At 33.0% G+C, this 19,823-nt stretch carries 21 protein-coding genes; 5 read left to right on the top strand and 16 right to left on the bottom strand.

Annotated features, from left to right (window positions below; translation table 11 throughout):
- Position 1 precedes the first annotated feature (1 nt).
- The 5 genes from AAFP94_RS06310 to AAFP94_RS06330 all read right to left on the bottom strand — a co-directional run bounded on the left by AAFP94_RS06310 (position 2) and on the right by AAFP94_RS06330 (position 5,210).
- A complete protein-coding gene (locus AAFP94_RS06310; RefSeq protein WP_316661687.1) occupies positions 2–790 on the bottom strand; it encodes a hypothetical protein in 789 nt (262 codons plus the stop codon).
- Entirely contained in the window at positions 777–1,352 is a 576-nt protein-coding gene (locus AAFP94_RS06315) for an RNA polymerase sigma factor (protein WP_316661688.1), read from the bottom strand. The genes AAFP94_RS06310 and AAFP94_RS06315 overlap by 14 nt, the downstream gene beginning before the upstream one ends.
- Before the next feature lie 53 nt (positions 1,353–1,405).
- Positions 1,406–2,383 carry a polyprenyl synthetase family protein gene (locus AAFP94_RS06320; protein ID WP_316661689.1) on the bottom strand — a complete coding sequence of 326 codons (978 nt, stop codon included), beginning with the start codon at positions 2,381–2,383 and terminating at the stop codon, positions 1,406–1,408.
- Between the two features lie 77 nt (positions 2,384–2,460).
- The gene (locus AAFP94_RS06325) at positions 2,461–5,052 is read right to left on the bottom strand and encodes an alkaline phosphatase family protein (RefSeq protein WP_316661690.1); all 2,592 of its coding nucleotides are present in this window, start codon (positions 5,050–5,052) and stop codon (positions 2,461–2,463) included.
- Complete coding sequence (locus tag AAFP94_RS06330; RefSeq protein WP_316661691.1) at positions 5,052–5,210, bottom strand: hypothetical protein; 159 nt, start codon at positions 5,208–5,210, stop codon at positions 5,052–5,054. The genes AAFP94_RS06325 and AAFP94_RS06330 overlap by 1 nt, the downstream gene beginning before the upstream one ends.
- 203 nt (positions 5,211–5,413) lie before the next feature.
- On the opposite strand from AAFP94_RS06330, the gene AAFP94_RS06335 reads away from it, so the two are divergent.
- Both AAFP94_RS06335 and AAFP94_RS06340 read left to right on the top strand, forming a co-directional pair.
- Entirely contained in the window at positions 5,414–6,301 is an 888-nt protein-coding gene (locus AAFP94_RS06335) for a T9SS type A sorting domain-containing protein (RefSeq protein ID WP_316661692.1), read from the top strand.
- Between the two features lie 142 nt (positions 6,302–6,443).
- A complete protein-coding gene (locus tag AAFP94_RS06340; RefSeq protein WP_316661693.1) occupies positions 6,444–7,325 on the top strand; it encodes a T9SS type A sorting domain-containing protein in 882 nt (293 codons plus the stop codon).
- 50 nt (positions 7,326–7,375) lie between these two features.
- Here AAFP94_RS06340 and rlmN read toward each other — a convergent pair whose 3' ends face one another.
- From rlmN to rsgA, 7 genes are all read right to left on the bottom strand, one after another.
- Positions 7,376–8,452: a 23S rRNA (adenine(2503)-C(2))-methyltransferase RlmN gene (gene rlmN / locus AAFP94_RS06345; RefSeq protein ID WP_316661694.1), complete on the bottom strand. Its 1,077-nt coding sequence runs from the start codon at positions 8,450–8,452 to the stop codon at positions 7,376–7,378.
- A gap of 5 nt (positions 8,453–8,457) precedes the next feature.
- Complete coding sequence (gene queA, locus AAFP94_RS06350) at positions 8,458–9,507, bottom strand: tRNA preQ1(34) S-adenosylmethionine ribosyltransferase-isomerase QueA (RefSeq protein WP_316661695.1); 1,050 nt, start codon at positions 9,505–9,507, stop codon at positions 8,458–8,460.
- 70 nt (positions 9,508–9,577) lie between these two features.
- Positions 9,578–10,801, bottom strand: coding sequence for a 3-phosphoshikimate 1-carboxyvinyltransferase (locus AAFP94_RS06355; RefSeq protein WP_316661696.1), 1,224 nt, complete (start codon positions 10,799–10,801; stop codon positions 9,578–9,580).
- A gap of 37 nt (positions 10,802–10,838) precedes the next feature.
- Positions 10,839–11,165, bottom strand: a complete 327-nt coding sequence (locus AAFP94_RS06360) for a nucleotide pyrophosphohydrolase (RefSeq protein ID WP_316661697.1) — start codon at positions 11,163–11,165, stop codon at positions 10,839–10,841.
- Positions 11,166–11,681, bottom strand: a complete 516-nt coding sequence (locus AAFP94_RS06365) for a metal-dependent hydrolase (protein ID WP_316661698.1) — start codon at positions 11,679–11,681, stop codon at positions 11,166–11,168. It lies immediately after the preceding gene.
- Entirely contained in the window at positions 11,681–12,133 is a 453-nt protein-coding gene (gene dtd / locus AAFP94_RS06370; RefSeq protein ID WP_316661699.1) for a D-aminoacyl-tRNA deacylase, read from the bottom strand. Before dtd ends, AAFP94_RS06365 begins: the two co-directional genes overlap by 1 nt.
- On the bottom strand, positions 12,130–13,080 hold the full coding sequence (gene rsgA / locus AAFP94_RS06375; RefSeq protein WP_316661700.1) for a ribosome small subunit-dependent GTPase A: 951 nt from the start codon (positions 13,078–13,080) through the stop codon (positions 12,130–12,132). The genes dtd and rsgA overlap by 4 nt, the downstream gene beginning before the upstream one ends.
- Positions 13,081–13,159: 79 nt before the next feature.
- On the opposite strand from rsgA, the gene AAFP94_RS06380 reads away from it, so the two are divergent.
- Both AAFP94_RS06380 and AAFP94_RS06385 read left to right on the top strand, forming a co-directional pair.
- Positions 13,160–14,200: a DUF4421 family protein gene (locus AAFP94_RS06380; protein WP_316661701.1), complete on the top strand. Its 1,041-nt coding sequence runs from the start codon at positions 13,160–13,162 to the stop codon at positions 14,198–14,200.
- A gap of 40 nt (positions 14,201–14,240) precedes the next feature.
- Positions 14,241–14,690 carry a hypothetical protein gene (locus tag AAFP94_RS06385; RefSeq protein ID WP_316661702.1) on the top strand — a complete coding sequence of 150 codons (450 nt, stop codon included), beginning with the start codon at positions 14,241–14,243 and terminating at the stop codon, positions 14,688–14,690.
- Between the two features lie 38 nt (positions 14,691–14,728).
- Here AAFP94_RS06385 and AAFP94_RS06390 read toward each other — a convergent pair whose 3' ends face one another.
- The 4 genes from AAFP94_RS06390 to AAFP94_RS06405 are packed head-to-tail and all read right to left on the bottom strand — an operon-like array spanning position 14,729 to position 18,639.
- On the bottom strand, positions 14,729–15,811 hold the full coding sequence (locus AAFP94_RS06390; RefSeq protein WP_316661703.1) for a bifunctional 3-deoxy-7-phosphoheptulonate synthase/chorismate mutase type II: 1,083 nt from the start codon (positions 15,809–15,811) through the stop codon (positions 14,729–14,731).
- Positions 15,812–15,821: 10 nt separating this feature from the next.
- Complete coding sequence (locus AAFP94_RS06395; RefSeq protein ID WP_316661822.1) at positions 15,822–16,673, bottom strand: prephenate dehydrogenase; 852 nt, start codon at positions 16,671–16,673, stop codon at positions 15,822–15,824.
- The gene (locus AAFP94_RS06400) at positions 16,673–17,815 is read right to left on the bottom strand and encodes a pyridoxal phosphate-dependent aminotransferase (RefSeq protein WP_316661704.1); all 1,143 of its coding nucleotides are present in this window, start codon (positions 17,813–17,815) and stop codon (positions 16,673–16,675) included. The genes AAFP94_RS06395 and AAFP94_RS06400 overlap by 1 nt, the downstream gene beginning before the upstream one ends.
- A complete protein-coding gene (locus tag AAFP94_RS06405) occupies positions 17,812–18,639 on the bottom strand; it encodes a prephenate dehydratase (RefSeq protein ID WP_316661705.1) in 828 nt (275 codons plus the stop codon). The genes AAFP94_RS06400 and AAFP94_RS06405 overlap by 4 nt, the downstream gene beginning before the upstream one ends.
- Before the next feature lie 282 nt (positions 18,640–18,921).
- On the opposite strand from AAFP94_RS06405, the gene gldA reads away from it, so the two are divergent.
- The gene (gldA, locus tag AAFP94_RS06410) at positions 18,922–19,815 is read left to right on the top strand and encodes a gliding motility-associated ABC transporter ATP-binding subunit GldA (RefSeq protein ID WP_316661706.1); all 894 of its coding nucleotides are present in this window, start codon (positions 18,922–18,924) and stop codon (positions 19,813–19,815) included.
- Positions 19,816–19,823 lie beyond the last annotated feature (8 nt).

The raw sequence follows: 19,823 nt of genomic DNA on the forward strand, positions 1-19,823 counted from the left end.
ATTAATCGTTGCGTTCTATAACTGCTAGCTTAACACTTTCGTAACTTGATTTTAATGTCTCAAGTACTTTATCTCTAAAAGATCGATCTAACTCTTGCTCAACATCTTGAAGCAAACTATTGGCATCAACCGTATTGGTAGATTGATCAGATAATCGTTTTTGCTTAATTTGATTTTCGGCTAGTAGCAAAAGCTGATCTATTTCTTCTTCTGTGATGTCTTTATCTTGGTTTTGTAAATCCTTAATCTGTGCAACAACCTCCTGAATTTTTTGATCTTCGAAAGACATATTGTTAGGTTCTATTTGAATGCTTTCTTCAGACTCCAATTTAGGTTCTTGAGCCACATCTGCAACAACTTGGTCGATATTGGTATCTTTATCCTCTGGCACAATAGAACTCTGTATAGGTTGGCTTTTAGTTTCCTTTATCTCGGGAGTTTTTTCACTTTTTGTACTTACAACTGGCTGACTTTTTTCAAGTTCTTTAACAACATTATTTTTATCTATACTTGGTGATGCATCATCTGTATTCTTGGTCTTAACTTCTTGTTGCGTTTCTACAACTATTGGTGTGTTATTTTCTAAAGAATTTTCAGTATTTCTTAAAAAGAAAAACAAAACACCAACAATACTAGCTGCAATACCAAGCCACCAAATTTTAGTATTTGACTTATTTCTATCAATTATATCTAACTGTTCAGAAAGTTTATTCCAAGCTTCTTCAGTTGGTTTTATGGTTCGATTTTCAAGCTTGTTCTTTATGTTATTATCAAAATTATCTGCTGCCATAGCTTGTTTTGTTTAATTCATTAATCATTTGTTGCAAAAGCTTTCTAGCTTTAAATAGTTGGGATTTTGAAGTGCCTTCAGAAATATTCAAAATTTCAGCAATCTCATGGTGTTTATATCCTTCAACGGCATACATTATAAATACCATTTTGTACCCTTTGGGCAGTGAGTCTATACACTGTTGGATTTCATCTACATTGTAAAACGAATGTTCAAAATAATAATCCTCTTGGTTTATTTCTACCTCTTCAAAAGAAAGCTCAACTTTTTTTTGTTGTCTCAAATAGGAAATAGATTCGTTGACCATGATGCGTCTTATCCAACCTTCAAAATTACCTTTGCCTGTAAAAGCCTTTAAATTTGAAAATACTTTAAAAAAGCCCTTGAGCATTACATCTTCAGCATGTTGTAAATCTTTGATGTAATATCTACAAACACTTAACATTTTGGGAGCATACAAATCGAATATCGCTTTTTGAGCTTCACGATTATTTTGTGAGGCTTTTTTAATTAAAGTGTTTTCGTTTTTATACAATTGAATGACTTTCAAAAGCGATTTCATTTTAGCTTCTGTTTATAGAGACGCAAATTTTATGCAAAAGGTTGCCTGGTGATTTATTTTTTTCTGTCAATAACATAATTCACCATAAGCTCCAATGAATTTCTGTAATCTGATTCAGGGTATTTTTGAAGTATGTATAAAGCTTCATTTTGATAGTCTTTCATCTTCTGGATGGCATAGTCCAAACCACCTTTGGACTTCACAAAAGCAATAACCTCTTTCACCCGATTGGAGTCTCTGTTGTACCTTTTTATGGAGTTTATTAACCAGCTTTTGTCTTTATTAGAAGCATTGTTCAACGCATAAATTAAAGGCAATGTCATCTTCTGCTCCTTAATATCAATTCCTGTGGGCTTCCCAATTTGAGTTTCACCATAATCGAACAAATCGTCCTTTATTTGAAATGCCATACCAATGAGTTCGCCAAACTTTCGCATCGTTTCTACATCTTGCGATTCTGGCTTAACAGAAGCGGCACCTAGACTGCAACAAGCAGCAATAAGCGTTGCTGTTTTCTGGCGAATAATCTCGTAATAAACATCTTCAGTTATATCAAGTTTACGAGCTTTTTCAATTTGAAGCAATTCGCCTTCACTCATTTCCCGAACTGCAATCGAAATTATTTTTAGTAAATCGAAATCATTATTATCTATTGATAGTAATAACCCTTTCGATAATAAATAATCACCAATAAGCACAGCGATTTTGTTTTTCCAAAGGGCATTGATAGAGAAGAAGCCACGACGCCTATTACTATCATCCACCACATCATCATGTACTAAAGTTGCTGTATGAATTAACTCTATCACAGAAGCGCCACGATAGGTACGTTCACTGATCTCACCATTTGATACCATTTTTGCGACCAAAAACACAAACATGGGTCGCATTTGCTTTCCCTTTCTATTGACTATGTAATGCGTTATTCTATTAAGAAGAGCTACTTTACTAGACATAGACAATTGGAACTTTTGCTCGAAAAGTTCCATCTCAAAAGCTATAGGTTGTTTTATTTGCTCTACTATTTTCAAAGAAGAAGTTTAGTGTAATTGTACTATAACAAACGTACTAAAAAAGCTTGTGAAATGCTATTTAGGCTTCTAAAAGCTTAAACCTTATTTCTGTAAAGTGATTTATCTATACATTCCGCCATTTTATCTTTGTTCAAATTCACACCAATGAAAGCGTTGATCTTGTTTATAGACTCTTCTGAATTTTCCAAAATATCCTTATAGTTTAAATACAACAGCTCAACTCCAGGTTCTTTGTCTTTCCAGATTTCAACTTGCTTTAGGTGTTTTTTATACGCGTCAAAAAGTCGTGTTGGTAACGTTTCAGGATCTTTGCCTATCATTTTTTGTTGTGATTTTACAATTTCCGTTAAATCTCGGTTCATAAAAATGACTTTATAGCGATATTTAGGATCCAAAAATTTAAGCAATGGCGCGACCACTTTAACAGATTTGTCTTTAGCTTTAGCTAGCCAAGAATTATCTTTATGAATAGACATCACTGGATTGTACTCAAAATATCCTTTAGGATTAGAATCGTCAGCCTTTCTGTTTTTATCCGTTAAAGCCTCAAGACCACCATGATGTAGCATTTGCATCATCAAAGATGTACCAGACCTTGGCAAACCAGAAACAACTACAATCTGTTCCTTATGATATTTAAAACTGCTCTTATCTTTTAGTTTTATGTCAACATTTTCAATAGCCTTTTCTGCTCTGTAATGCGTTTGTGGTTTTAGTTTTGCCGCAGTATCGTATGCCATTTTCGCATTTTCTAAATCTCCCAATTTTTCCAATGCCTCGCCTAAAGTGTAATGTGCTTCTGGATAATATTTTACTAATTCTATAGCTGTTAAGGCATGTTCTGCAGCTTCTTCATAATCTCCAAGTCGTATTAAACATGTCGCCAAAGATTGATGAAATTTGGCTTTATCAACCTCAAATTCCAATGCATTTTCAAAGGCTTCTCTGGCATCTTCAAATCTATTAGTTTGCATGTATATTTTCCCAATTTGATACCAAACTTCAGAATTAGGTCTGTTATTTTTTGCTTTCGTTAAAACCTCTAATGCTTTTTTTACCTTGCCTTTTCCCAAAAGAATTTTTGCTTCAGAGAAATAGGTTATAATCTCAAACTTTTTATCTCTTGCTCTTAATTCGTTCAAATACTCTTCAGCTTTCTTAAACTCATTTTCGGCTAAACTTATAGTTAATAAATCCATATAAAAAGGAATGACATCCACTATAGAATCTCCAACTTTAAATGGTGGTTGCTGATTTGTTTTTTGCATGTTTTCTTTCCATTTTTCAAGGTCCTTTTCCTCGTAAACTGGATAAGTTTCATTTATCAGTTCATGCAATAACTCTTTAGATTTTACATAATCTTTCTTTCCTAAATACACACGAGCTAAGTTATGTTTTAGATCGCACCTAGTTTTTAATATTGCGTTTTCAATTTTTTCATCTGGTTTATCAATATATCCTAAATCTATAAGCTGCTGCATGGTGTCTTGGTCTGATAACTGGTCCTCTTCTTTAGTGCTTTGATGCTCACCAAAATCACCTTCAACGTCTTCCCAGCTATCTATATAGCTTGGAGGATTAATCTCTTTGAAAATATCCAAAGCTGGTTTTCCGTCCATATCTTTACCAATTGGTAAATTGAACATGTGTAAAATGGTTGGTGCAATATCTATTAATCCTAACCCAAAAACCTTTTCGCTCTTTTTGATATTTGGTCCAGCAGCAACAAAAATTCCAAATTGCCGGTGCTCTAGCGCAGGTGCTGCCGGATACTTTGGCATTTTTAAAATACGTCTGTGACCAGATTCAAAACCGTGATCGGACAAGACAATTATGGTGGTATCTTTATCAACCAATTCTAAAGTACGTTCTAACATCATATCCTGAAAGCGATAAGCTCCAACCACACCGTCTTTATAAATGTCAAATAATTTTTGAGGTATTGGTTTCTGCTTTGGTGGATGAAACTTCATAAATGCATGACAGAAATGGTCTATTAAATCGTAATAAATTGCCATGAAATCCCACTCCTTTTCACGCATTACATAAGTAGAAGCCGCATGAACAGATGTGTTTTCTGCCATTATTTTGGCGAAAGATTGTAATCCTTTGTCATTTTCCTGATCTATTTCTGCCGCTTTAGGAAAAAAGGGAAAGATGTGTGCGTCTGTGATTTCATAAGGGAACATCCGCAAATCATGTAAATCTTTTGTTAACGATTTAGGATGAATAGTTCCGCTTAAAATTGGACTTTTCTCTTTTGGATTTACCTTGACTTTTTGAAACTTATCTGAAACCACAACACCATTTATAGGTTCTGCTGGAAAACTAGGCCACCAACCAACAACATTACTTTTGTAGCCTTCATGATGTAAAATGTTCCATAAAGCTTTAGCTTTTCTAGAATTAACAGTTACAGGCCTAATACCTTTCATATTTGGCATCACTTCAATAAAACCATGAACGCCATGTTTATCTGGTGTTTTTCCAGTGGCTACAGAAGACCATAACATTGGAGAATACGGAGGGTTCATTGTTCCCATATTTCCATAAACACCTCGATCCATCAATTTTTTAAGTGCTGGCATTTGACCTTGGGCAATGAGAGGCCAAATGAGTTTCCAGTCTGCCGCGTCCCAACCAATCAACAATACTTTTTTGCTCATTAAGAATCTTTTTTATAAAATTCTCTCTTTACTTTTCGCCAAGCTCGTAATCCTTTATCTCCATAAGCTAAAAGACCTAATGAGCCTTTTTCGGTAATTTTGTATTGAATATTTTTAAGTTTATTATTCTTCTCCATTTTTCCAATTAAATATCTCATAAAAAAACAAAACAAATTGTCTTAATCCAAACAAAGGTTAAAAAACTTGACCTTTTATTTTTTTATATCGAAACACAAGGGTAAATAGTAGATGTTTTTTTAAAGAATATAAATTGTGGAGGATTGATTTTAAGACATCGATTAGGAAAGCTTAAATTTTATTTATAGATTTAAGGAGCTATTATTAATTAATCCTTTTAAATATGAAAAAAATTACTTCTCAAAAACTTGCAAAACGTTTAGCACAATATGGAGCCCTGTCTCTTGCTGTGACTGGAATTGCTGAATCTAATGGTCAAAATATAATTTATACAGATGTCGACCCAGATGAAGGTGGCCCTGGTTATCTTTATTTATTAAATATGGACGGTGGTTTAACTCAAAATGACTTTGCTCTTAGACATTTTAATAGTGCTACTTCAGGAGGTGGCAATTATAATGTTTTAGTAGGTGGTGTTTATAGTTCTTCTGCACAACCTAATAATGCTATATTTGGATATGATCAAGGCGTTTGGCAATACCCATTCGCTTTAGATAGTGGTGTAACCATAAGCAATAGTATGATGGTATCTTCTACCTCAAATTTTGGTTCCATGGTTCCTGGAGCATGGGTATATGATGGTTTTCAAACCTTAAATTATGCCGATTGCACATTCTCATTTGATAATTGGTGCCCAAACCAAGGCGATAAATATTTAGGTCTTAGATTTGAAATTGCTGGGCAAATCCATTTTGGTTGGGCAAGGATAGAAGTTGGCACCACAGCAGGTGATTGGCTAATTAAAGATTACGCTTATCACGATACACCTAACGCACCAATAAATGCCGGTCAAACTGTATTGGGTATTGAGGATAATATTTTAAATCAGGTGAAAGTAGTAGCTTTAAGTAAAAGCATAGCTCTTTATAATTTACCTGATGTTTCTCGTTACAATATTATTAATATGACAGGGCAACAAGTTTTAAAAGGAGAAACTCAAAATAGGGATTATGTTATTGAAGCGCCTTCATTAGCCTCTGGAGTTTATATTCTTGAGCTTAATGATATTAACTCTGATGCTGTTTTGAGGAAAAAAGTAGTTTTACAATAACTATAGATTTTTATAATATTAGAAAGCCACAAAATTGTGGCTTTTTTTTATTCATATTGTTAAAAACATCTTTACAACTTCTAAATTCTTAACTCAACCATTATTTATAAATTATTATTTTAGCTCAAATAACTTTTTAAAAATGAAAAAAATTACTTCTCAAAAACTTACTAAACGTTTAGCACAATATGGTGCATTATCTGTGGCTATAGCCAGTGTTTCTGAAACTGATGCTCAAGTACAATATTATGATATTGGGGCGGCTGGCGGACTCAATCAATTATTTGAAATCGATCTAAACCAAGACACAACTCCAGATTTTCGTGTTGTAGATTTAGCACAAGGATCGGCATCATCTGCAGGTTGGGTGTTTATTTACAATGGGTCTTTAGCTGCTTCATTCCCAGCTTTGGCTTCAAACTCATTTCTTGGTTCACAACCAGGCGCTTATATCTACCCTTTTGCATTAAGTAGTGGTCAACCAATAAATTCAACTCAAGGAACTTGGTTTAATGCCGTATCTAATGTAGGGACTATGAATTTTGCCAGTTGCTTTGGTGGCTCTGGATCTAGTAATTGGTGTGGCGAAACCGAGAAGTTTTTAGGTTTAAGAATTACAATACCTAATGGTCCTGGCCCATTTGATGATGAAGTCTATTACGGATGGGCAAGAGTAACTGTTGCTTTTGATGCCATGTCTTGGGAAGTACTAGACTTTGCTTATGAGCAAACTAGTGGAATTGGTATAAATGCTGGTGATGGTCTTCCTACTGCTGGAATAGATGACAATGCATTTTCTAAAATTAAGGTTGTTGCCTTAAACAAAAGTATTGGGTTATATAACTTACAGGATTCTTCTCGCTATAGTGTAATAAATATGACTGGTCAAGAAGTTTTAAAAGGAGAAACTCAAAATAGAGATTACGTTATTGAAGCCCCTACATTAGCTTCAGGTGTTTATATTATTGAGTTAAATGATACAAACTCTGACGCTGTAATGAGAAAAAAAATAGTCTTACAATAATTATAATTTAATATTAAACAAAAAAGGCCACAATTTGTGGCTTTTTTTGTTTAGCTTTTGTTCGCCAATTGTCCGCAGGCAGCATCTATATCTTTACCTCTGGAACGCCTTACTGTAACTGTTATATGCTTTGCCTCAAGCATAGAAACATACATGTTAATAGTTTCAGATTTTGCTTGTTTAAACATACCATCATCAATAGGGTTATACTCAATTAAATTGATCTTACTTGGTGCAAACTTGCAAAACGCTATCAATGCTTCAACGTCTTTTTTGGTATCGTTTATGCCTTCCCAAACCACATACTCGTAAGTGATTCTGTTTTTTGTTTTCGCATACCAATATTGCAAAGCTTCTTTTAGGTCTTTCAGTGGAAATGTTGCGTTAAAAGGCATAATGCTGGTTCTAACCTCATCAATTGCAGAATGCAAAGAGACCGCCAATTTAAATTTCACTTCATCATCAGCCATTTTTTTAATCATTTTTGGCACTCCAGATGTTGACAACGTAATACGCTTTGGTGACATGCCCAATCCTTCAGGTGAAGTAATTTTATCAATTGCCTTTAAAACATTATTGTAGTTCATGAGTGGTTCTCCCATACCCATAAACACAATATTGGAAAGTGGTCTATCAAAATATAAACGGCTTTCATTGTCTATAGCCACAACCTGATCTACTATTTCATCTGGGTTAAGATTACGCATACGTTTCAATCTAGCTGTTGCACAGAATTTGCAATCTAAACTACAACCCACTTGTGATGACACGCAAGCCGTTGTTCTTGTTTTGGTTGGAATTAATACTGACTCTACAACTAAACCATCATGTAATCGAACTGCATTTTTTATAGTACCATCAGAACTACGTTGTATGGTATCTACCTTAATATGATTGATTACAAAATCAGATTCGAGCATTTGCCTTGTCTCTTTTGAAATATTGGTCATATCATCAAAAGTATGCGCAGACTTTTTCCAAAGCCATTCATAAACCTGATTACCTCGAAATGCCTTATCCCCATTTGCAACAAAAAAATCACGAAGCTGATCTTTGGTTAATGCTCGTATGTCTTTCTTCTTTTCCAACCTTATTAAGATAAAAAAGCCTCGAAAATCGAGGCTCATTTAATTTATAAAATTAACATGGCATCGCCATAACTGTAAAATTTATACTTTTCTTTTACAGCCTCATCATAAGCCTTCTTTAAAAAATCATGCCCTGCAAAGGCTGAAGCCATCATCAGTAATGTCGATTTTGGCGTGTGGAAATTAGTAATCATACAATTGGCAATACTAAATTCGTATGGAGGAAAAATAAATTTGTTGGTCCATCCATCCATTTCGTTTAATGTTCCACTAGACGATACCGAACTTTCTATAGCTCGCATGCTTGTGGTACCTACTGCACAAACACGTTTTCTGGTTTTAATACCATTGTTGATGATATTTACAGCATGTGCATCTATAGTAACTTCTTCACTATCCATTTTATGTTTTGAAAGGTCTTCAACTTCAACAGGATTAAAGGTTCCTAGTCCAACATGTAATGTAACTTCGGCAAACTTAACACCTTTGATTTCTAAACGTTTAAGTAGATGTTTAGAGAAGTGCATACCAGCAGTTGGTGCAGCTACAGCTCCTTCTTTTTTAGCAAAAATAGTTTGATAGCGCTCTTCATCTTCAGGCTCTACCTCTCTTTTAATATATTTAGGAAGTGGCGTTTCTCCTAGTTCTGTTAACTTGTTTCTGAATTCTTTGTAAGAACCATCAAATAAGAAGCGTAAGGTTCTTCCTCTTGATGTTGTATTATCTATTACTTCGGCTACGAGCATGTCGTCGTCACCGAAATACAATTTATTACCTATTCTAATCTTTCTTGCAGGATCTACCAAAACATCCCAAAGACGTTGTTCTTCGCTTAACTCTCTTAAAAGAAAAACTTCGATTCTAGCTCCTGTTTTTTCCTTATTACCAAAAAGTCTTGCAGGAAAAACTTTGGTATTGTTAAGAATCATCACATCATCTTCATTAAAATAATCGATTAAATCTTTAAAGTGTTTATGTTCTATAGTTTGTTTTTCTCTATTCAAGACCATTAATCGGGCCTCATCTCTGTTTTCTGGTGGATATTCGGCTAATAAATCGTCTGGTAAATTGAAGCTAAAGTGTGATAATTTCATATAATTGTCTTTTTTGCAAGGTGCAAATATACAATCTTGAAACAGGCAAAGTCAAGTAATTAACTGATTATTATTTTTCTATTTTGAAACCAAGAGATTTTAAATCGTTCCAATAATCTGGATATGATTTTGAAACTACATGAGAATCTTCAATGGTAATAGGAATTCGTAATGCCAAAGGCGCGAATGCCATGGCCATTCTGTGATCATTATAAGTAGCTATTGACACAAATTCTTTAATTGTGGTTGAGGCCATCAAATGAAGTGAATGATCGGTTATTTCAACAATACCACCTAATTTTTCAATTTCAGTTTTTAAGGCATTCAATCTATCTGTTTCTTTTATTTTTAAGGTATGCAAGCCTGTTAAAAAACATTCAATACCCAAAGCCAAACAAGTGACTGCTATGGTTTGTGCAATATCTGGTGCTTTAATTAAATTATAGGTGAAGTGTGAAAAATTATGAGAAACTTTTTTAAGTTTAATTTTATTCTTTAAAAATGTAGTTTGCACACCAAAACTAATGTAAATTTCAGCTAAAACAGAATCTCCTTGAAGTGAATCTGATTTATAATGAGACAATGATATTTCTGTACCAATATCACTTAATGCGACAATACTATAAATATAAGAAGCTGAAGACCAGTCTGATTCTACCAGCAAGTTTCTAGTTTTAAGATTTCCATTAAAAGGATAAACACGTATATTATTATTTACAAAGTTAGTCTTAATACCTATTTGCCTTAATAAACCTAGTGTCATGTTTATATATGGAATTGAAGTAACCTCACCATCCAATGTTAGTTCTAATCCGTTTTCCAACTTTGAAGCTATCAGTAAAAGTGCCGAGATATATTGACTACTTACGTTGGCTTTTAGTGTTACTTTAGTCTTTGTTATTTTTTTACCTCTAATCTTTATAGGCGGAAATCCATCTTTTTCAACATATTGAATATCAGCACCTAAATGCTTTAAGGCATCCACTAAAATCTTGATTGGTCTTTCTTTCATTCTAGAAGAACCAGTTAAAACAACTTCACTGTTTTCCTTAACCGCAAAATAAGCAGTCAAAAACCGCATAGCTGTGCCAGCATGATGAATGTCAACAACATTACTATTCCCTAAAAAAGCGTTTTGCATGAGTTGAGAATCGTCTGAATTTGAAAGATTCTCAATTTGAATTTCTGGATATAATGCTTGTAGCAACAACAATCTATTGGATTCGCTTTTTGAACCTGTTATGTTTACTTCTGAAGGAGACCTAACTATAGACTTTTGTATTGTTATATTCATCAATTAACGAAGATGTAGTATTTAATTTATAATATCATTATTTTAACTTGTCATTATTATGATGCCTATCATGATCACGTTTTGCTTTTTTCTCCATACGTTTATTGAAAGCTTCTTGTAAATCAACATTGGTTTGATTTGCCAAACATAAAACTACAAAAAGCACATCAGCTAACTCTTCACCCAAATCCTTGCCTTTGTCACTTTCCTTCTCACTTTGTTCTCCATATCTACGCGCAATGATACGTGCTACTTCGCCAACTTCTTCTGTAAGTTGAGCCATGTTGGTTAACTCATTAAAATAACGCACTCCATGCTCTTTTATCCAATTGTCAACAATAAGTTGGGCGTTTTGTATATCCATTTAGACTTTTTTATTATTGAAATGCAATATTAGTAAAACAAATACAGAAGGTAAAAAGATATACTTTAATTCACTTAAAATAACCTGAAAACCCCATTCTGAAAAAAATCTATCTACACCTAGAGGAGATACCATTATTTCTCTGAATGGAAAGAAAAATCTGTCGTGATTGAAGGGAATAAAAAATCCTACACCTCTACCTCCAGAAGTCATGGCATCCAGAATACCATGAGATAGTGTTGACAAAAAAATGACAAGAAACCAAAGCTTTTTATTTTTTCTTCCTAAAGTATAGGTTATTAAAGTTGACCAGATTAAAGCAAAAAGTATAGAATGTGAAAATCCTCTGTGACCAAATGGGTGTTCATACGGAATTCCGAAATTAAAAGCTAAAACATCTAGATCTGGAAGTATAGCAGAAACGATTGCCAAAAGAATTAATAATCTTGAATGATTATTATCAAATAATTTTGTAATAGTAAGCGCAACAATACTATGACCAAATATTGAAGCCATTACTCTTTGTTTTTTGAGTCAATGATAATGGTAACTGGTCCATCGTTTAAAAGCTCTACTTTCATGTCTGCTCCAAATTCTCCTGTTCCCACAGATTTTTCTATAACTATTTCAAATTGCTTAACAAATGAATCGTACAACGGTACTGCAATTTCTGGTTTCGCTGCTTTTAAATAACTTGGTCTGTTTCCCTTTTTTGTACTAGCATGAAGTGTAAACTGGCTAACAACTATAGCATCTCCTTGGATATCTATCAGTGATCTGTTCATAATACCCAAATCATCATTAAAGATTCTTAAGTTAACTATTTTTTTAACTACCCAATTAATGTCTTCTATCGTATCTTCATTTACAATTCCCAGTAAAATTAGAAGTCCATTTTCAATTGAGGCTACTTGGCTTTCTTCAATAGTAACACTCGCCCTTGAAACACGCTGAATTACTGCTTTCATTCTTTATCCCAATTATCTGTTCTGTAATTTTCACTTTCATTCTCTAAAATTGACAAATAACTTCGGTAACGAGAAAAAGCTATTTTGTCATTATCTAAAGCTTTCTTAACTGCACACTTTGGTTCATTAAGATGAAGGCAATTGTTAAACTTGCAGTTTTCTTTAAGTTTAAAAAACTCTGGGAAATAATCGCCAACTTCTTCTCTGTCCATATCTACCACTCCAAAACCTTTAATTCCTGGCGTATCAATTATTTTTGCCCCAAAACTTAAGTCAAACATTTCTGAAAAGGTTGTAGTATGTTGACCTTGCATATGCTGTAAGGATATTTCTTGAATCTTCAAATCCAGTTCAGGCTCTATCTTATTTATTAAAGTTGACTTACCAACACCTGAATGCCCTGTAAACATACTTACTTTATCTGTCATAAGCTGTTTAACCTTATCAACATTCTTACCTTCTTTAGCCGAAATTTCATAACACTGATAGCCAATATTTTTATAAAGAGATTTTAAATATTTTACTTCCAGCAAATTGTTTTCATCATAAGTATCAATTTTATTAAAAAGTAAGATTGCTTTAATTGAATACGCTTCTGCTGTAACTAAAAACCGATCTATAAAACTTGTAAAAGTAACTGGGTTATTTATTGTTACTAGTAAAAAAACCTGATCTATATTTGAAGCAATAATATGTGTTTGCTTTGATAAGTTTACAGACTTCCTAATGATATAATTCTTCCTGTCATATATATTGTGAATTATTCCAGTTACTTCATTATTATCGGTTTCGAGCTCAAAATCTACAATATCACCAACTGCAATTGGATTAGTGCTTTTTATACCTTTAATACGAAACTTGCCTTTTATTCTGCATTCATAAATCTCCCCAAGTTCTGTCTTTACGGTGTACCAACTTCCTGTAGATTTATAAACTATTCCTGTCATTAGTCACAAAGATGTAAATTATTACTTTGTAATACAAGACAAAAGCAAACGATTAGAAATAGTTTTTTTATTACCTTCAATGAGTCAAAAAAGACGTCATTTTGAAATGAATTGGTTTCCTAAACATTTACTACTTTATGTTTTTCTAATTTCTGTTAATTTTTATGGACAAAATGCAACACAGAAAGACTCAACTTCAATTGTTTCTTTTGCAGACAAAATAATTATAAAAGCAAATCTTAGTACACAAACAGATACCTATATTTTAAGAACAGACAATACTGTTGATTTGAAAGTAGAACCAAACAATAATTATAAGTTGTTTTTGTCTCTTGACTATCAATTTATTGGGATAAGCCTAGGGTTTGCACCCAACTTTATTACTGATAACCAAGATGATAATCTCAAAGGAAAATCTTCGTTTAGCGACCTTCAATTTAGAATGTTCTTAGGCAATTGGGTACAAGGAATCTATTATAATAAAATTAAAGGTTATTATATTAAAAATACTCATGATTTTGTTGATGATTGGATTAAAGGTGAAGACCCTTACATCCAAATTCCCAATTTAAAAAACGTGACTTGGGGCATGTCTACAGCCTATGTTTTCAATCCCAAGTTTTCTTATAGGAATCTAGTATATCAGACCGAATGGCAAAAAAAGAGTGCTGGCAGTTTTGTGCCAATTCTTTACTACAATTATAATAATTCTGGATTTACTTTTTTAGGTAGTGAAAGTGAAGAAAAATCGTTTAATATTCGGTTAGCTACCAATTACTATTATACCCTAGTAATTAAAGAGAATTGGTTTATTTCGCCATACGTGTCACCATCACTAGGTGTTAGGTTTGTTAATGATAAAAGTATAATTAATGATATAAAATCAACTGAATATAAAACATTAATCACACGTCAGCTAGAAGGTGGCTTGCAATTAGGATTCAGTTCTAAAAGAATAATTTTTGGAGGAAGCTATAATTTTAGCGCTAACTGGTACAATGAAGACAAAAATTCCAATACAGAGAATGACAGAATATATGGAATACTATATTTTGGGTATAGATTTGATACGCCTAAATTTATTGAAAATTCATACAATTGGCTTACAAATAAATTTTAAAGAATTGTATATTGCTGCTTAATTTTTAAAACCAAAATCTATGAGAAAAATTTTATTACTTATAGTGTTTCTTTTTATATCAATAGTAGAAGTATATGCTCAAGTTGAGTATAAAGTTATTACTAGTGTTGAATCTATTGTATCTAGTGGACTAGGCAGATCAAGAATAATTTCGGCTGAAGCTGAAAGGGATTATACTGAATTTGCTTCTGAACAAACGGAAGAAGATAATACAAGAAACAAGTCTAAAAGATCGGACATAAGGGTCAAAGATTTTGAAGAAACTAAATTATTGAATTTTTTTAATATTGGTGGAATTAGATTTCAAAACATTGCCTCCAATGATGCAGTAATTTCGTCTAAAATAAATTCCATGATTGAAGAAGGTTGGGAACTAGCTTTTATAACAAGTGCTGTTGAAAGTGACGCTGGAAAAGATGATGGCAGTGGTATCTTTATTACGCGCTATATTTTTAAAAGAAATAAATAACTTATTTAAAAAGCCTCACATTTGTGAGGCTTTTAACTTTAACCATTAATAATTTTTTCCTGATGATTTATAGATTCCTGATGAATCGCTTTAAACATCTTAAGGACAAATTCTTCGCTTAATCCTTTTTCTTCGCCTTCAAGAACCATTTTACCAAGTATTTCGTTCCAACGTTTACTTTGTAAAACAGCCACGTTCTTCTGTTTCTTTAATTGACCAATACCATCAGATACTTTCATTCGTTTTCCTAATAATTCTATAACTTGATTGTCAATAATATCAATATTTGCTCTTAAATTATTAAGGCTAGTATTATATTCTGCTTCAGGATCAGATTCTTTTCTTATTCTTAAATCTTTCATGATCTGAACCAAAGTATTTGGTGTTACTTGTTGTGCAGCATCACTCCAAGCATTGTCAGGATCACAATGAGTTTCAATCATTAAACCATCAAAATTAAGGTCTAATGCTGTTTGAGATACATCAAAAATCATATCTCGTTTTCCAGTAATATGAGATGGATCATTTATTAAAGGAATATCTGGGAACCTATTTTGAAACTCAATAGCCATTTGCCATTCAGGAATATTTCGGTATTTTGTTTTTTCATAGGTTGAAAAACCTCTGTGAATAGCCCCAATGTTCTTAACTCCAGAACTATAAATACGCTCAATACCACCAAGCCATAACGACAAATCTGGATTGACAGGATTCTTAATTAAAACTGGTTTATCGGTTCCTTGTAAGGCATCTGCAATTTCTTGCATGATAAATGGACTCACTGTAGAGCGAGCTCCAATCCATAACATATCTATATCATGTTCTAAAGCCAACTTAACATGCGTTGCATTTGCAACTTCGGTAGTGGTCTTCATACCGGTTTCAGACTTCACTTTTTGTAGCCATTTTAAACCCAATGCTCCAACTCCTTCAAAATTTCCTGGTCTTGTTCTGGGTTTCCAAATACCTGCCCTAAAATAATTAACGTCTGTATCTTTAAGCTCGTGCGCTATTTTTAATACTTGTTCTTCTGTTTCTGCACTACATGGCCCAGCAACAACCAGTGGATGACTTAAATTCATATCATCCAACCATTTTCTCATTTCTTTCGTGTTTTCCATAATTTACTTTTTAAGCAATTCCTTCTAAAATTTGTTTTATATAATTTGTGTCTTTCATTTCGTTATAAATGGCTTCAAAATCATCTTGTTCCATAAACTGTTTAAACTGTCTTAAGTTGTTTATATACTCATCAAGTGTTTCTATAACATTGACTTTGTTTTGTTTAAAAATAGGCGTCCACATTTCTGGTGAACTTTTTGCCAGTCTTACAGTAGAAGCAAATCCACTACCAGCCATATCAAAAATATCTCGCTCGTTCTTTTCTTTTTCAATGACTGTTTTACCTAGCATAAAAGAGCTTATATGCGATAAATGTGATACGTAAGCTATATGTTTATCATGAGCTTCAGGATTCATGTATCTAATACGCATACCTAGAGATTCGAATAACTTCAAAGCCTTTTCCTGCAGCTTGAACGCTGTTTTTTCAACTTCGCAAATTATGTTTGTTTTACCTTCAAACAAACCACTAATGGCTGCTTCAGGTCCAGAATATTCGGTTCCAGCAATAGGATGAGATGCTAAAAAATTTCTTCTTTTAGGATGGTTTTCAACAACTTTACAGATATCCTTTTTTGTAGAACCAGCATCTACTATCAAACCCGTTTCTGGAATTTTATCTAATAGCATTGGCAACATTTTTACCGTCGTATCTACAGGAATAGCCACGATAACTAAATCTGCATTAACAATATCTTCCAACGTCGCCTTCTTATCAATTAAATTAAGAGATAGTGCTTTATCAAGGGTTGTCTGCTTTCTGCTAATTCCGTGAATTATTACTTCTGGATCTAACTTTTTAATATCTTTTGCTAGACTTCCACCAATTAATCCAACTCCAATTATGTATATATTCTTCATCATATTCTTACAATTGCTTCTTCCAAATCTTCAGTTGTTACACATAGTGAAATCCTAATATAACCTTCTCCTTTGCTGCCAAATATAGTTCCTGGTGTAATAAAAATATGATTGTTCTTAAGAATGACATCTATAAATTCTTCCGACTTTACAAAAGGTGGCAATTTTGCCCAGACAAAAAGACCAGACGAATTTTTATCGTAAGTACAATTTAAAGCCTCTGCCAATTTCCAAACTAATTCTCTGCGTTTTTGATACACACTGTTTAACGTTGCATACCACATTGACGAACATTTTAAAGCTTCAATAGCTCCTTTTTGAACACCATAAAACATACCTGAATCCATATTGCTTTTTACCTTTAAAATATTAGAGATATGACTATGGTTTCCTAAAACCATTCCTACTCTCCAACCTGCCATATTAAAGGTTTTGCTTAACGAATTCAATTCTAAACATACCTCTTTTGCTCCTCTTACACTTAATATGCTTTTTGGTTTGTCATTCAAAACAAAACTATATGGGTTATCGTTTACTAATAGAATATTATGCTTTTTGGCAAAAGTAACAATGTCTTCAAACAATTGTTCTGTTGCATTTGCTCCAGTTGGCATATGTGGATAATTAAGCCACATTAATTTTACCTTACTTAAATCCAATTGTTCCAGAGCCTTTAAATTAGGTAGCCAATTATTTGATTCATCCAATTCATAGAATATTGGCTTTGCTTCCATTAATTTTGTGACTGAAAGGTATGTTGGATATCCAGGATTTGGTATTAATACCTCATCACCTTTATTTAAATAAGCCATTGAGATATGCATGATACCTTCTTTACTTCCCATTAACGGAAGAATTTCAGTTTCAGCACTTACATGAACATTATATTGGTCTTTATAAAAAGCAGCCATGGCTTCTCTCAATTCTGGAAGACCTTGATAACTTTGATATTTATGAGCGTTTTCATCATACAATCCAGCAGCAAGTGCTTTAATCACTTTTTGTGGAGGCTGCATATCCGGACTGCCAATACCTAAATTGATAATAGGTTTACCACTTGCTTTAAGCAAGTTTACTTCCCTTAACTTTTTAGAAAAGTAGTACTCTTCAACACTATGCAATCTGTTAGCCACTTGTATCATATCCTTGCATTTTTATATTCTCCCAAAATTTTAAAATCTTGAGCCATGATGTTCATAATTGATTTTGCCTTTATACAATCTTTATAATCTGCAAAGGTGACATCAACAAAAAAAGCATATTTCCAAGGTGTATCTATAATGGGTAATGATTGTATTTTAGTTAAATTCAACTTACAGTCACTCATAACATTAAGTATGGTTGCCAAACTACCACGTTTATGGTCTAACGAAAACTTAAAGGATGCTTTGTTGATTTCGATTTCAGGTATTTCGTGATTTTCACGTTTTACAATTACAAACCTTGTCTCATTATGTGCGATGGTTTGAATACTTGGTGCCAAAATTTCCAACTCAAATAATTCTGCTGCCAACTTACTTGCAATAGCACCAATGCCTTTTAATTGATTTATATGAATGCGTTGTGCTACTTCTGCTGTGTCTTTATCCTCAACCAATTTTATGCTTGGATAATCTTTAAAAAACTCTTTACATTGTAACAATGCCATTGGATGAGAATATACTTCTTCAATATCATCAATGGTTTGGTCTGACAAAGTCAACAAATTATGTTGCACATCCAAATAATGTTCACCAACAATATATAAATGGTAACTATCGATCAAAGCATAATTAGGAATAATTGAGCCTGCAATAGAATTTTCTATGGCCATAATAACAGCATCGCTCTCTTTATTCATAAGACTTTCTACCGCCTTATCAAAAGTGAGGCACTCAATAACATTGATTTCGTTTTCAAAATATTGTTGGGATACAATATGATGAAAAGATCCTTTTATACCTTGTATTGCTACTGTCTTTATCATGTAAAAAAAAAGTCCCGATTTTACATCGAGACCTATACTTAAATTTATGTTTATAAATTACACATACAACGTCTCGATCTTTCTGCTAAAAAAGAAATAAAACCAGTTATAATATGTATAATCTACTGTTGTTCTCATAATTATGTGGCTAATGTAAATAATATTTTCAGAAATCAAAATAGTAAAAAGGATTTTTTATGGTTTTAAACGAAGTTTTGAAGAAAATGAAATAAAAGTCTGTTTAAATTATATTATGTTTATTTTTGAAGATATTTCGCAATCATGTCTATTGAAGTTCAAAACATAACAAAAACCTACGGAAATCAGAAAGCTCTTGATGATGTTTCATTTAAAGTTGAAAAGCCAGAGATTGTTGGTTTTTTGGGACCAAATGGTGCTGGAAAATCTACCATGATGAAAATCCTGACCACGTTTATAGAAGCCAATGAAGGTTCTGCATTAGTAAATGGTTATGATGTGAAGGCAAACACCAGGAGCGTACAACAAAGTGTTGGTTATTTGGCGGAACACAACCCTTTGTATTTAGATATGTTCGTGCGTGAGTATTTAGCTTTTAATGCCTCTGTTCACAAAGTACCTAAACAGAGAATTCAAGACGTCATTGATTTAACCGGATTAACTCCAGAAGCTCATAAAAAAATTGGTCAATTGTCTAAAGGTTACAGGCAACGCGTTGGTTTGGCTAATGCCTTACTGCATAATCCAGATGTGTTGATTCTTGATGAACCTACTACTGGATTAGATCCAAACCAATTGGTAGATATTAGAAATTTGATTAAATCTATTGGTAAAGAAAAAACGGTTTTTCTATCTACACATATCATGCAAGAGGTTGAAGCTATGTGTGATCGTGTCATCATTATTAATAGAGGTGAAATAGTCGCTAACAAAAAACTCAAAGATCTACGTATCCAAAAAGAACAAACCGTTATTGTAGAATTTGATTATCGTATAGAAGATACTTTTCTTAAAAACCTCCCAAAAGTAAAACAGGTGATTAATACACATGATTTTGTGTATGAAATCACGTTTTCTACTTCTGAAGATATGCGATCTTATGTGTTTGATTTTGCACACGATAACCAATTAAAAATTCTCCAATTGAACCAAAAGAATGCAAGTCTAGAAAGTTTGTTTAGGGAGTTGACATCATAAAAAATATA

The sequence above is a fragment of the Gilvirhabdus luticola genome (genome assembly GCF_040117515.1).
In the GTDB taxonomy this organism is placed as follows: Bacteria; Bacteroidota; Bacteroidia; order Flavobacteriales; family Flavobacteriaceae; genus Gilvirhabdus; species Gilvirhabdus luticola.